General features: G+C 43.3%; 7 protein-coding genes and 2 pseudogenes. 7 read left to right on the plus strand and 2 right to left on the minus strand.

Annotated elements, in window-relative coordinates; all coding sequences use genetic code 11:
* The first annotated feature begins 5 nt into the window (after positions 1-5).
* A complete protein-coding gene (locus N8A86_RS00480; protein ID WP_273567276.1) occupies positions 6-353 on the plus strand; it encodes a DUF6515 family protein in 348 nt (115 codons plus the stop codon).
* A 56-nt stretch (positions 354-409) separates the two neighbouring features.
* On the opposite strand, the gene N8A86_RS00485 is transcribed toward N8A86_RS00480, so the two are convergent.
* Entirely contained in the window at positions 410-1,393 is a 984-nt protein-coding gene (locus N8A86_RS00485; protein WP_273567277.1) for a WD40/YVTN/BNR-like repeat-containing protein, read from the minus strand.
* 115 nt (positions 1,394-1,508) lie between these two features.
* On the opposite strand from N8A86_RS00485, the pseudogene N8A86_RS00490 reads away from it, so the two are divergent.
* Positions 1,509-2,719, plus strand: a pseudogene (locus tag N8A86_RS00490) (RsmB/NOP family class I SAM-dependent RNA methyltransferase).
* 61 nt (positions 2,720-2,780) lie between these two features.
* On the opposite strand, the gene N8A86_RS00495 reads toward N8A86_RS00490, so the two are convergent.
* Positions 2,781-4,376: an amidohydrolase gene (locus tag N8A86_RS00495; RefSeq protein ID WP_273567278.1), complete on the minus strand. Its 1,596-nt coding sequence runs from the start codon at positions 4,374-4,376 to the stop codon at positions 2,781-2,783.
* A gap of 146 nt (positions 4,377-4,522) precedes the next feature.
* Between N8A86_RS00495 and purL the strand changes: the two are divergent.
* From purL to N8A86_RS00520, 5 genes and pseudogenes are all read left to right on the plus strand, one after another.
* Positions 4,523-8,306, plus strand: a pseudogene (gene purL, locus N8A86_RS00500) (phosphoribosylformylglycinamidine synthase).
* A 171-nt stretch (positions 8,307-8,477) separates the two neighbouring features.
* Entirely contained in the window at positions 8,478-10,247 is a 1,770-nt protein-coding gene (locus N8A86_RS00505; protein WP_273567279.1) for an AMP-dependent synthetase/ligase, read from the plus strand.
* A 393-nt stretch (positions 10,248-10,640) separates the two neighbouring features.
* Entirely contained in the window at positions 10,641-11,093 is a 453-nt protein-coding gene (locus N8A86_RS00510) for a MarR family winged helix-turn-helix transcriptional regulator (RefSeq protein ID WP_273567280.1), read from the plus strand.
* 14 nt (positions 11,094-11,107) lie between these two features.
* Positions 11,108-13,513 carry a 3-hydroxyacyl-CoA dehydrogenase/enoyl-CoA hydratase family protein gene (locus tag N8A86_RS00515; protein WP_273567281.1) on the plus strand — a complete coding sequence of 802 codons (2,406 nt, stop codon included), beginning with the start codon at positions 11,108-11,110 and terminating at the stop codon, positions 13,511-13,513.
* A gap of 3 nt (positions 13,514-13,516) precedes the next feature.
* A complete protein-coding gene (locus N8A86_RS00520; protein ID WP_273567282.1) occupies positions 13,517-14,707 on the plus strand; it encodes an acetyl-CoA C-acyltransferase in 1,191 nt (396 codons plus the stop codon).
* The last annotated feature ends 5 nt before the right edge of the window (positions 14,708-14,712 follow it).

A 14,712-nucleotide genomic window follows, 5' to 3' on the forward strand; every position in this document is an offset into this window, starting at 1 on the left:
AAGCTATGAAAAATTTTAAAGTTATGTTTATCGCATTGGCTCTTTTCGGAACATTAGGTTCCGCCAACGCCAATAGCTCTGTTGAAAAAGTTTCCCTTGAAAACGTAATGGTGGTCAAAAGCCATCCTTCGAAGGTATTTATCCACAAAGGCAAAAAGTACCATTTCAGAAACGGAAATTGGTATATCAAAAGAGGAAGAAAATATATTGCTGTCCGACCACCCGTCGGTATTAAAGTGCGGCATTTGCCACGCGGCAATAAAGTCGTTTACATCAATGGCCGAAAATTGTATAAATACAAGGGTATTTGGTACAAAAAGAATGGTCGAGGGTTTGTGGTCGTGAACATTTAAAGTAGTACTGTCACATCGAGCCTGCCGGCAAGATAGGCCCGATGTGACAGTTCAAATTACCTAAAAGTCAATTTCGAAATCCGGTTCTTTCCAGCTGCATAGGCGATAGAATCATTGAAAAATCGAAGCGTGTAAAACCCTTCTTCGGATAACTTCTTCCAAGTTTCGCCCGTATCGTTCGAATACGAAATTCCTGTAAAACCCATGGCTACAATTTCTTTGCCGTCAGAATTCGGCACGAACTGTACGCAACTTTTATAATCGGGTTCTTGACCGTCGGCAACTAGCTTCCAAGTTTTTCCACCATCCGTAGTAATTGCCTTGTTGGCCGAGTTGTTTTCCGGATTCGTATAATCACCTCCCATGGCGATTCCCAGCTTCTCATCCCAGAAGTCCATGGAATAGATACCCTGAGTAGGTTCCGCATTTACAATCGGCGTTTGATAGACTTCCCAAGTCTTTCCCTTATCTGGAGAAAAATAAATGCGTCCGCTGGTAGTAGCGACCCAAGTTTTATCGCCTACTATTTCAATATTCGTGTTACTTGCGGCAAAGGCACCTTCACCTTCAAATGCTTCCGGTAGGTCGTCGCACGAAAGTTTGGTCCAGTGGTGCCCCCCATCTCGCGTAATAACGATTGAAATACACCCGTTCATTGCATCGCCGACGGCAATTCCCTCCCTATTGTTCCAAAAGATCATGGCATCATAAAAAACGCTATCATCCTCTTCCTTATAAACCAAATCCATTTTACCATCTTCCCCGGTTTTATAAAGTAAAGCGGGATTGGCGACGGAAAGCATGAAGAAATCTGTCGCATTATGCGCCACTGCCCGAAACTCGGGCATAATAGTATCGTACCTCTGAATATTGGTACGCACTTTACCTGAACTTAGATCGATGGACCCAAATGTGCCATTATTGGCTGCAAAGGCCACACTGTTCCACATGATTTCAATCGCCCGAATACTTAATGAATCCTCATAAATAGTTTCTACGTCAACAGATGTAAAGGGGTTTGTTTCTCGGTCTCCGAACAAGAAAAAAATAGCATGGAAACCAATAAGAAATATAAATACCGCATTGAGATAAAGTTTCTCAAAAATAAAGGGAATCCCTTCTAAAACAATACCTTTGCAGCCATAATTTTCAGAAATGAAGCTTCATAGAAACTTGGTATTCGCCGTAATCGACGCCCTGAATTTAATATTCAATGAAGGCGAATATGCCGACAAGGTGGTACAAAAAGTTTTGAAATACGATAAACGCTGGGGATCTCGAGATCGAGGGTTTATTGCTGAAACTACCTATGAAATGGTACGTTACAAAAGATTGTATACGGAGATTGCGGACGTACGCGCGCCCTATCGCCGTGAAGATTTGTTCCGTATTTGGGCCGTATGGGCCGTTTTAAAGGGAATTCCGTTACCGGATTGGAAACAAATCGAACCCACCCCCGAACGCCGGATCAAAGGAAAATTCGACGAACTTTCGAAAATCAGGAAGTACCGCGAGTCCTTTCCCGATTGGATCGACGAAATTTGTGAAAAAGCGTTGGGCGAAAAATTATGGAACGCCGAAAGTGCCGCGCTCAATCAACAAGCAGAAGTCATCTTAAGAACGAATACTTTAAAAACGACCAAAGAAAAACTGCGCAAGGCACTTTTGGACGAAGGTATTGTTACGGAACCGATTAAAGGATATCCGTTGTCATTGCGACTTCCCGAACGTGCGAATGTATTCGTAACCGAAGCTTTTAAAAACGGATTTTTTGAGGTACAGGATGCTTCCTCGCAATTGGTCGCCGAACTATTGGATGTAAAACCGGGACAACGGGTTGTGGACACTTGTGCAGGTGCCGGGGAAAATCATTGCATTTGGCCGCCCTTATGGAAAACAAAGGACAATTGATCGCCATGGACATCTACGGCAGCAAATTGAAAGAACTGAAACGCCGTGCGAGAAGAAATGGCGCGCATAACATAGAACCTCGGGAAATCGATTCCACTAAAGTCTTTAAAAAATTGTATGGAAGCGCCGACAGGGTTTTGATCGATGCCCCGTGCACAGGACTCGGAGTCATCCGAAGGAACCCGGATACGAAATGGAAACTTCAACCGGATTTTTTAGAAAAGATTACCAAAACCCAGCAAGAAATTCTTCGCAACTATAGCAAAATTGTAAAGGCGGGCGGTAAAATGGTCTATGCGACCTGCTCTATCCTTCCTCAAGAAAACAATGACCAAGTAAAATCGTTTTTGGCTTCGGAAGAGGGTAAGGAATTTACCTTGGCCAAGGAAAAAAAGATTTATGCTTCTAAAAGTGGGTTCGATGGGTTTTATATGGCGTTGTTGGAAAGAGCATAAAACTATACATAACAGTGTCCATCCTATCAAGGAGGGAAACCGTTACTCTAAAAAAGTAGAATTATTTTTCCTTCAAAGTCGGGTACTCTACCCCCAACTGCTCCAAATAAGAATCGAATTTCGTCTCATCGTAATAGAATTTTTCCAGTCCATCACGAAACTCGCCTTGCTTGTCCGCATTTAAGTAAATCGGTGGTTTATCCGCTTCGGAAATCATGGGAATGAACTTCGTTTCCTTGGTCTGTTCGTTTTTAAAATAATCCCACGCCCCTTTTAAAAGTTCGGGTTTTAAAAGAAAGTCCAAAATGGTCATCGCCTCAGCCTTTGCCCCTGCTACCACACCTTTATGGGCAATTGGGGTTGCCATGGCAATCGCATTGCTCCAATGGTGACCTTGTAGTCCGGGAATATTGGATGGGAAACGCATCGTAACCGTTGGGGTTTTCCAAGAAATATCGCCGATATCATCGGAACCGCCACTGATGGGTTCTATGACAGGCAGGCCTAAAGGAGAAAGTTCGGTATCCAACCCTTTGATTTCTTTGGCTTTCACTTCCGTCTGAACGGCTTTCGCCAAGGCTTGATCTTCTTCCGACCATTTGGGCAATCCTACTTTTTTGATATTTTCATACATGGTTTCGGCGATGACCTTATTGTAGTGTCTCGGCCATGCGGCACCCAGAATTTTGGATTTCATCGTGGTGCCCGTCATCAACGCAGCACCCTTGGCGACATCATTGGCCTCATGGTACATTTCCATAATGCCGTCATATTTGATGTCACGGAAATAAAACCAAATAGAAGCTTTTGAGGGAACAACGTTCGGTTGGTCCCCGGCATCGGTAAAAATGGAGTGCGAACGACGCAACGGATGTAAATGTTCGCGCTTGTAGTTCCATGCGATATTCATCAACTCGGCAGCATCCAAGGCGCTTTTGCCACGCCATGGGGCACCTGCGGAATGGGCCGATTCTCCCTCAAAGGAATATTCCACAGATATCAATCCTGTTCCACGGGTTGGGCCATAGGAAACACTCAAATTACTGCTGACATGCGTGAAAATACACATATCGATGTTGTCGAAGAGTCCGTCACGCACGTACCACGCTTTTGCCCCAAGCAGTTCTTCCGCAATACCCGGCCAAACCAATAGTGTACCGGAAATGTTCTCACGCTCCATAATCTTTTTGACGGCGAGCGCCGCCGAAATATTCATCGGTATGCCGGCATTGTGGCCTTCTCCATGGCCCGGAGCACCTTCGACAATAGGTTTGTGATAAGCTACTCCTGGATGTTGTGATGCCTTGGGAATACAGTCCACATCACTTCCCAAAGCGATAACGGGGCCTTCGCCATTGCTCCATTTCGCGAACCAAGCCGTGGGAATTCCGGAAATGGAATTTTCGATAGCAAATCCGTTTTCTTCAAGGATTCCTGTCAAATACTTTGAGGATTCGATTTCCTGAAATCCCAATTCCGCAAAACTAAAAACCTTATCGACCATGACCTGAAGGTTTTTGGTATCGGCTTCGATTAACGAATTAGCTTCGGTCTTTAATTTTTCAATTTGTCTTTTGGAATATTTTTTTTGGGCGTTCACCGATGTAATACAAAAGAACATACAAGTGGCCATAACTAGAATTCTAACGGTTTTCATAAGGTTGGATTTTAAGGTAGAAAAGATACTAAAATGAACGCGATTAATTAACAATCGTCGTTCAAAACTGTTAACTATTCTCGGAAAATCTTCATGGAAAAAGCTGTAAATTTGCACTTTCTCAAACCTAACAATTCATTGTATAAATGATTCACTTTTTCGGGGATGCAGTTCACAAAGTTTTTGCGGTTCAGACAACGGCAGCACTTTCTCAAGAAGACATAAATAAATTAACTTGGTTGTTCGGCAACCGATCCAAAATAAATGTGGCGTCATTGGACGCCTTTTTTTATTGGGCCGCGTGCAGCGATGATTACGCCATGGAGCACAAATGCAACTGAAATTACCCAAAACATGGGTGTTTCGGGGATAATCAGAATAGAGGAATTTCAGGCTGTCGATAAATATTTTACGGATTTCGACCCGATGCTCTCCCAAAAATTCAGCGGATTGGGACAGGATATTTTTAAGGTGGACGTGGTACCCGAACCCATTTTGGAAATCGAGAACATCGCCGCCTACAACCAAAAGGAAGGCTTGGCATTGAGCGACGATGAAGTTGAATACTTACAAGATTTGTCCAAAAAAATAGGAAGAAAACTGACCGATTCTGAAGTCTTCGGTTTTAGTCAGGTGAATTCGGAACACTGTCGTCATAAAATTTTCAATGGCACCTTTATTATTGACGGGGAAGAAAAATCCACTTCACTGTTTAAACTTATAAAGAAAACATCGCAAGAAAATCCGAACGATATTGTTTCGGCCTATAAAGATAATGTCGCTTTTGTAAAAGGTCCTAAGGTGGTGCAATTTTCCCCAAAGACGGCGGACAAACCTGATTTTTATCAAGAGGAAGAATTTGATTCCGTGATTTCCCTAAAAGCGGAAACCCATAACTTCCCCACCACGGTAGAACCCTTCAATGGTGCTGCCACAGGTTCAGGGGGAGAAATACGAGATAGATTAGCAGGTGGAAAAGGTTCATTACCCTTGGCTGGAACAGCGGTATACATGACGGCCTATTCAAGGTTGGAAGCTGAAAGACCTTGGGAGAACGGAATGCCGGCACGCGAATGGCTTTACCAAACCCCTATGGATATTTTGATCAAAGCATCCAACGGAGCATCGGACTTTGGTAACAAATTTGGGCAGCCATTGATTGCTGGATCGGTATTGACTTTGAACATCAAGAAACTGTCACATCTAGCGAAGTCGAGATGCCTAGGCGACTCGCCTACGACAAAGTAATCATGCAGGCCGGAGGCATTGGCTATGCCAAAGCGGACCAAGCCTTAAAGGATAGGCCGGAAACAGGAGATAAAATCATCATCTTAGGTGGTGACAACTACCGCATCGGAATGGGCGGCGCAGCCGTTTCCAGTGCCGACACGGGCGAATTCAGTTCTGCCATCGAATTAAACGCGGTACAACGTTCGAATCCCGAGATGCAGAAAAGGGCCGCCAATGCGATTCGTGGTATGGTAGAGAGTGATAAAAATTCCATTGTTTCTATTCATGACCACGGTGCTGGCGGACATCTCAACTGCCTTTCGGAACTGGTGGAAGAAATCGGGGGAAAATCGATTTGGATAAACTTCCCATTGGAGACCCTACGCTATCCGCCAAGGAAATCATCGGCAATGAATCGCAAGAACGTATGGGCTTGGTCATCGGAAAAGACGATGCCGCGCTGTTGGGTAGAATCGCAGAACGGGAACGCTCACCCATGTATGAGGTCGGAGTTGTAACCGGCGATGACCGTTTTACCTTCGAATCGAAAACCACTGGTGAAAAACCTATGGATGTTAACCTTTCCGATATTTTCGGAAGTTCTCCAAAAACCATATTGACCGACAAAACCGTCAAAAGAACTTATGAAGATGCTAACTATTCGTTGGAATTCTTCCATGATTATTTAGAACAAGTTTTGCAATTGGAAGCCGTTGCCTGCAAGGATTGGCTGACCAACAAAGTGGATCGCTGTGTGGGCGGGCGTGTCGCGAAACAACAATGTGTGGGTCCGTTACAATTGCCGTTGAACAACGTAGGCGTAATGGCGCTGGATTTTAAAGGAAAAGAGGGTATCGCCACTTCTATTGGCCACTCCCCCATTTCTGGACTCATTGACCCATCCGCTGGTAGTAAAAATAGTATCGCCGAGGCCTTGACCAATATCATTTGGGCACCACTGAAGGACGGACTGAAATCCGTTTCCCTTTCCGCCAACTGGATGTGGCCTTGCAAGAATGAAGGTGAAGATGCAAGATTGTATGAAGCGGTACGGGCCGTTTCCGATTTTGCTATCGAATTGGGCATCAACGTACCTACTGGAAAGGATTCCCTTTCCATGAAACAAAAATACAAAGACGGGGACGTAATCAGTCCCGGTACGGTCATCATTTCCGCTGCCGGAAACTGTAATGACATTACCAACGTAGTTGAGCCCGTCCTGCAAAAAGGTGGCGGAAATATTTACTACATCAACCTGTCAAAAGATGCGTACAAGTTAGGTGGTTCTTCTTTCGGACAGGTCTTAAATGCCGTCGGAAGTGAAGCACCAACGATAAATGACGGTGCTTATTTCAAAAAAGTATTCAATTCAATTCAAACTTTAATTAATGAAAATCAAATTATTGTTGGTCACGATGTTGCATCCGGAGGATTGATTACCACCTTGTTGGAATTGTGCTTCGCGGATATGAATTTAGGCGCCGATTTAGACCTTTCCGATTTGGGAGAGTCCGACACGATTAAATTGTTGTTTTCCGAGAATGCAGGCATCGTTTTTCAAGTGCATGCTGACTCAGGTCAACACTTAGAAAAAACATTATTAGACCAAAAAATCCAATTCAAAAGAATTGGAAAAGTGGTTTCCAAATCCGAACTGATCATTAAGAATGGCGGTATGGAAATGGGACTGAATATTTCCTCGCTACGAGATACTTGGTTTAAGACTTCTTATTTGCTGGATAACAAGCAAACCGCAAATAGTTTGGCGAAAGTGCGGTTTGAGAATTATAAGGAGCAACCTTTGCGGTATGTATTTCCTGACGAAATTGCGAGCGCAGCGCGGCAATCTGTTGAATCGGAGTTGAGAACTTCCAACGGGCAATCTGCCATGAATCAACAGATTGCCGCGTCGCAAAGCCGTGCAGGCTTCGCTTCTCGCAATGACAGACCCAAAGCAGCCATCCTCCGTGAAAAAGGAAGTAATTCCGAACGCGAAATGGCGAACGCCATGTACTTGGCGGGATTTGATGTGAAAGATGTGCACATGACCGATTTGATTTCCGGCCGTGAAACCTTGGAAGAAATTCAATTCTTAGGTGCCGTGGGCGGATTCTCCAATTCGGATGTGCTGGGAAGTGCCAAGGGCTGGGCGGGGGCCATCAAGTACAATGAAAGGGCGAACAAGGTAATTAAAGATTTCTTTGCGCGACCCGATACTTTATCCGTCGGCATCTGTAACGGTTGTCAATTGTTCATGGAACTGGATCGATAAATCCAGAGCACGGCGAACAGCACGGAAAAATGACCTATAACGATTCGCACAAGCACGAGAGCAACTTTACTTCCGTGAAAATCCAAAAAAACAATTCCGTGATGCTTTCCAGTTTGGCAGGCAGTACCTTGGGCGTCTGGATCTCCCATGGCGAGGGCAAGTTCAGCCTTCCACTAACCGAAGAAAATTATGATATCGTTGCGAAATATGGCTATGAAGGATATCCCGCGAATCCGAATGGAAGTGATTTCAATACCGCCATGCTTTGTGATTCCACCGGAAGGCATCTAGTCACCATGCCACATATCGAACGTTCAACTTTTCCTTGGAACTGGGCGCACTACCCTTCCGATAGAAACGATGAAGTTTCTCCGTGGTTGGAAGCTTTTGTGAATGCTAGAAAGTGGGTGGAGAAAGTTAATGGTTGAAACCATATTACACTACACAAAGACATATTTAATTTATCTAAGGCAAATACATAGATATCTTTTCATACGTCATATTGACTATTTCACAACAATTAACAAAGTATTTTAACATTCTGACTTTAAAATACCGTGTTCTTTCCCTATTTTGCAGTTACCAATTCGAAACTAACTATGCAAAATATCACCCGCCTTTTCGATTTTCCATATTACCAGTTGGATAACTTTCCGCTAGAAAAATCCCTCGTAACTAAATACAACGGAAAATGGGTCGCCACATCGACACAAGAATATGTCGATAAGGCCAATACTATCAGTAGGGCATTGCTACGTTTGGGGGTCAAACCCAATGACAAGATAGCCTTGATTTCAATGAGCAATCGCACAGAATGGAATATCATGGACATTGGTATTTTACAGTTGGGTGCACAAAACGTACCTATATATCCAACGATTTCCGAAGAGGATTATGCCTATGTGCTAAACCATTCTGAAGCTACTTATTGCTTTGTTTCCTGTCAAGAAGTATTTGACAAGGTAAAGGCTATTGAAAATCAAGCCCCAAACCTGAAAGAAGTATATTCTTTTGATACCCTTACGGATTGTAAAAATTGGTCCGAGGTTTTGGAACTGGGAGCCGATGACTCAAATCAAAATGAAGTCGAGAAATTAAAGGATGCAGTAAAGTCGGAAGATTTGGCAACTTTAATATATACTTCAGGTACTACCGGAAGACCTAAAGGGGTCATGTTATCCCATGATAACGTGGTGAGCAACGCCTTGGAAAGCTCCAAAAGGTTGCCCATCGAATATGGCAAAGTAAAGTGCTTAAGCTTTTTGCCCATTTGTCATATCTATGAGCGCATGATGATTTATTTGTATCAATATGCAGGGGTTACCGTTTATTTTGCACCCATTGATCAAATAAGCGAATATATCAAAGAAGTAGAACCGCATGTTATGACAGCGGTACCGCGGCTGCTTGAAAAAGTATATGATAAGATTCTGGCCAAAGGGGCGGACTTGACAGGTATCAAGAAAAAATTATTTTTCTGGGCTGTTGATATCGGTCTAAAATATGAACCATATGAACAAAACGGTTGGTGGTATGAAAGAAAATTGGCACTGGCCAGAAAATTGATTTTCAGTAAATGGAAAGAAGGTTTGGGTGGAAATCTATCGGTAATATCTTCGGGAAGCGCCGCCCTACAGCCTAGATTGGCACGTATTTTCAACGCCGCTGAGTTTGGGGTTATGGAAGGATACGGACTTACGGAAACCTCTCCCGTGGTTTCGGTCAACGATATGCGCAACGGTGGATTCAGAATCGGCACTGTGGGCAAATTACTTGATCGTACGGAAGTAAAGATTGCTGATGACGGTGAGATTTGTGTAAAGGGGCCGCAAGTCATGATCGGGTATTATAAAGATCCTGAAAAAACGGTTGAAGTGTTAAAAGACGGTTATTTTCACACAGGGGATATTGGCGAAATCGACACGGACGGATTCCTTAAAATAACCGACCGAAAAAAGGAAATGTTCAAGACCTCGGGCGGTAAATATGTCGCACCCCAATTATTGGAAAACCGTTTAAAGCAATCCAGATTCATCGAACAGGTGATGGTTGTCGGTGAGGGTGAAAAAATGCCCGCCGCCCTGATCCAACCCGATTTCGAATTTTTGCATGAATGGGCGCAACGCCACAAGATTACAATTCCGGCAAACTCCGATATCGTTCTAAATGAAAAAGTGCTCGCCCGTTATCAGGAGGAGGTAGATATGGCCAATGAAAAATTCGCTAAATGGGAAAAGGTAAAAGCTTTTCGATTGACCCCTGACATCTGGAGTATCAATGACGGCCACCTTACTCCTACAATGAAGCTTCGGCGCAAGATTATTAAGGAAAAATATATAAAACTTTACGATGAAATTTACGAACATTGAGGACTTACTAGCCTAACCCCCAAATTCAATATCGTTATACTATGGCTTTTGAAAAATACTCGACAAAACGATTAAAGAAATACAATAGAATTTTATTGGGTATTGGAATTTTGGGGTTAGTTGCAATGTGTTTAATGTTGGGCGTAGTCCTGTATCAAATTTCTCATGACAAAGATTCAATATTAGTCTATTTAATTCCTACCGTAATAGGGCCTCTTTCGATGATTCCACTTTATTTTTCCTCGATGTTCAGTGTAGAGATTAAAAAACGTAGGGAAATCAATCCTTAATTTCATGTATTCCTCTTATTCCTAAAAAGCATTCACATTTTTATTACATTTATTATGCATGCATAATAAATTTTTATATATTTGGTAACCCACAACCAACCCTATGAAAGAGGTAACAATTGATTACGCGCTACGTGCCACTTGGCAGGCCGTAGCCCGAATGTACAACGAAGAGGCGAAGAAGTTCGATTCAACCATGGCGGTTGGTTTTACGCTGTTAAGCATCGATCCAAAAACAGGAACACCTTCAACGATGTTGGGTCCGAAAATGGGCATGGAGGCCACAAGCCTCTCTCGAATTTTAAAAAGGATGGAAGAGTTGGGCTTGATAGAACGCAGACCCAATCCGAAGGATGGTAGAGGTGTTTTGATCCACTTGACCGATTTCGGACTTGAAAAGCGCAAGGACTCAAAGGACGCCGTACTTCAATTTAACGAAACGGTGCGGGCCAATGTTTCACAGGAGAAACTGGATTGCTATTTTGAGGTCATGGAGACCATCAATCAATTGATAGCTGAAAAAAGCATTTTTACCAAGGATACAACAACGAATTAAACCTAGATTATCACATGAACAAGCATATTAAAAAGGTAGCGGTCATCGGTTCGGGAATCATGGGTAGCGGTATTGCCTGCCATTTTGCCAATATCGGGGTCGAAGTGCTGCTACTTGACATTGTTCCCCGAGAACTTAATGATAAAGAAAAAGCAAAGGGCCTGACTCTTGAAGATAAAATCGTAAGAAATCGATTGGTCAATGATGCTTTGGCAGTGGCCTTGAAATCAAAGCCCTCCCCTATTTACCATCAAAAATTCGCCTCACGGATTACGACAGGAAACCTAGAAGATGATATCGCAAAAGTTTCAAAGGTAGATTGGATCATCGAGGTGGTCGTTGAACGTTTGGATATCAAGAAAATGGTTTTCGAAAATCTCGAAAAGCACAGAACTCCAGGTACTTTGATTACTTCCAACACTTCTGGTATTCCTATCAAATTCATGAGCGAAGGGCGAAGTGAAGATTTCCAAAAACATTTCTGTGGGACACATTTTTTTAACCCCGCACGTTACTTAAAATTGTTCGAGATAATTCCAGGTCCGAAAACTTCCCCCGAAGTACTTGAATTTTTGAATGGATACGGTGAGCAGTTCTTAGGAAAGACTTCAGTGATTGCCAAAGACACTCCTGCCTTCATCGGAAATCGTATCGGAATTTTCAGCATCCAGAGTCTTTTCCATATGGTCAAGGAAATGGGCATGACCGTTGAGGAAGTTGATAAATTGACAGGTCCAGTGATAGGACGACCTAAATCAGCGACCTTCAGAACAGTTGATGTCGTTGGATTGGATACTTTGGTTCATGTGGCCAATGGAATTTCAGAGAACTGTAAAGAAGATGAGCGCCATGCAATTTTTGCGCTACCGGATTTTATTTCCACCATGATGGAAAACAAATGGTTGGGCAGTAAAACAGGACAAGGGTTCTATAAAAAATCAAAAGATGCGGCCGGCAAAACGGAAATCTTGACCTTGGATTTGGATTCGATGGTTTATCGGTCTAAAAAAAGTGCCAAGTTCGCCACTTTGGAATTAACCAAAACAATTGACAAAGTCATTGATCGGTTCCCGGTGTTGGTCGATGGAAAAGATAAAGCGGGCGAATTCTACCGAAAAAGTTTTGGACAATTATTTGCCTACGTATCCCATAGAATTCCCGAAATCACGGATGAACTCTATAAAATAGACGATGCCATGAAGGCCGGTTTTGGCTGGGAGCATGGCCCCTTTCAAATATGGGATGCCATCGGTCTTGATAAAGGTCTCGAATTCATAAAGGCAGAAGGTCAAGAGGCTGCAGCCTGGGTAAACGAAATGCAGGCTTCCGGAAGTAATTCTTTTTATTCCGTGAAAGAAGGAGCGACTTACTCATATGACATTCCAAAGAAATCCATGGAAAAAATTCCTGGTCAGGATGTCTTTATCATTTTGGATAATATTCGAAAATCAAAGGAAGTCTTTAAAAATAGTGGTGTCGTAATCGAAGATTTGGGCGATGGTATTCTGAATGTGGAATTCCAGTCCAAAATGAATACCATTGGCGGCGATGTTTTGGCTGGATTAAACAAAGCCATTGACCTAGCCGAAAAAGATTATCAGGGATTGGTCGTTGGTAACCAAGCTGCAAACTTTTCTGTTGGTGCCAATATCGGCATGATATTCATGATGGCCGTCGAACAAGAATACGATGAGCTGAACCAAGCCGTTAAAATGTTCCAAGACACAATGATGCGCATGCGTTATTCTTCAATTCCCACAATCTCAGCCCCCCACGGAATGTGTTTAGGAGGAGGGTGTGAACTTTCATTGCATGCAGATAAAGTTGTTGCCACGGCCGAAACCTATATCGGTTTGGTAGAATTTGGTGTCGGTGTAATTCCAGGCGGTGGAGGTTCAAAAGAATTTGCCGTTCGAGCGCAAGACACCTTTAAGAAAAACGACGTGGAGCTGAACGTTTTGCAAGAATATTTCTTGACCATAGGGATGGCCAAAGTTTCGACCTCCGCATATGAAGCCTACGATTTGGGCATTCTGCAACATGGTAAAGATATTGTTGTCGTAAACAAGGATAGGCAAATAGCTATAGCCAAAGCACATGCCAAACTAATGGCCGAAGCGGGTTATACCCAACCTCCCAAGAGAAAGGACATTAAAGTTCTTGGAAAGCAAGCTCTGGGTATGTTCTTGGTTGGAACCGATGCCATGGAAGCAAGTCATTATATCAGTGAACATGATAAGAAAATTGCCAATAAATTAGCCTATGTAATGGCAGGTGGTGATTTATCGGAACCAACTTTGGTCGATGAGCAATACTTGCTCGATATCGAGCGTGAAGCATTCCTTTCGTTGTGTACCGAGAAGAAAACTTTGGAACGAATCCAACACATGCTCAAAACAGGTAAACCTTTAAGAAATTAATAAATGAGAACTGCATATATAGTAAAGGGATATAGAACGGCCGTTGGAAAAGCCCCGAAAGGTGTTTTCCGTTTTAAGCGGACAGATGAATTGGCTGCCGAAACCATCGAATACATGATGAAGGAGCTACCCGATTTCGACAAAAAACGCATCGATGATGTCATCGTAGGAAACGCAATGCCGGAGGGCTCTCAAGGGTTAAACATGGCACGTCTGATTTCCTTGATGGGATTGGACATTGTTGATGTTCCCGGCGTTACCGTTAACCGATTTTGTTCCTCGGGAATTGAAACCATAGGTATTGCAACGGCAAAAATCCAGTCTGGCATGGCCGATTGCATTATTGCTGGAGGGGCTGAAAGTATGAGTTCCGTGCCTATGACAGGATACAAAACAGAATTGAATTACGATTTGGTCGCCGAGGGTCACGAAGACTACTACTGGGGAATGGGAAATACTGCCGAAGCGGTAGCCAATGAGTACAAAGTATCTCGTGAAGATCAAGATGAATTTGCCTATAATTCCCATATGAAGGCGCTACGAGCTCAAGCCGAAGACCGCTTTCAAGACCAGATTGTTCCCATCGAAGTTGAACAGACCTATATCGATGAAAGTGGGAAAAAGGCAACCAAAAGATATACGGTAACTAAAGATGAAGGTCCTAGAAAAGGAACTTCCATCGAGGTTTTGAACAAATTAAGGCCTGTATTTGCCGCTGGCGGCAGTGTAACCGCAGGTAATTCCTCTCAAATGAGTGACGGTGCCGCATTTGTGTTGGTCATGAGCGAAGAAATGGTAAAGGAGCTAAATCTAGAACCAATTGCCAGATTAGTCAACTACGCCGCTGCTGGTGTACCGCCAAGAATAATGGGTATCGGTCCGGTTGCTGCCGTGCCAAAAGCATTAAAACAAGCGGGATTAAAACAAGACGATGTCGAATTAATCGAATTGAACGAGGCTTTTGCCTCTCAATCTTTAGCGGTTATCCGCGAATTGGGATTGAACAACGATATTGTTAACGTCAATGGCGGAGCAATTGCCTTAGGGCATCCTTTAGGTTGTACAGGTGCGAAATTGTCGGTGCAGATTTTCGATGAAATGCGCAAAAGAAATATGCATGGCAAATATGGTATGGTTACCATGTGTGTCGGTACCGGACAAGGGGCAGCGGGTATCTACGAATTTTTGAATTAGAAAAA

Origin of the sequence: Maribacter halichondriae, from assembly GCF_027474825.1 — a bacterium.
Taxonomy (GTDB): domain Bacteria; phylum Bacteroidota; class Bacteroidia; order Flavobacteriales; family Flavobacteriaceae; genus Meishania; species Meishania halichondriae.

What these genes read in the sequence shown, in the direction of transcription:
- N8A86_RS00480 (WP_273567276.1), top strand. Translation starts at nt 6, where the DNA reads ATGAAAAATTTTAAAGTTATGTTTATCGCATTGGCTCTTTTCGGAACA.
- N8A86_RS00495 (WP_273567278.1), bottom strand. Translation starts at nt 4,376, where the DNA reads ATGAAAACCGTTAGAATTCTAGTTATGGCCACTTGTATGTTCTTTTGT.
- N8A86_RS00505 (WP_273567279.1), top strand. Translation starts at nt 8,478, where the DNA reads ATGCAAAATATCACCCGCCTTTTCGATTTTCCATATTACCAGTTGGAT.
- N8A86_RS00510 (WP_273567280.1), top strand. Translation starts at nt 10,641, where the DNA reads ATGAAAGAGGTAACAATTGATTACGCGCTACGTGCCACTTGGCAGGCC.
- N8A86_RS00515 (WP_273567281.1), top strand. Translation starts at nt 11,108, where the DNA reads ATGAACAAGCATATTAAAAAGGTAGCGGTCATCGGTTCGGGAATCATG.
- N8A86_RS00520 (WP_273567282.1), top strand. Translation starts at nt 13,517, where the DNA reads ATGAGAACTGCATATATAGTAAAGGGATATAGAACGGCCGTTGGAAAA.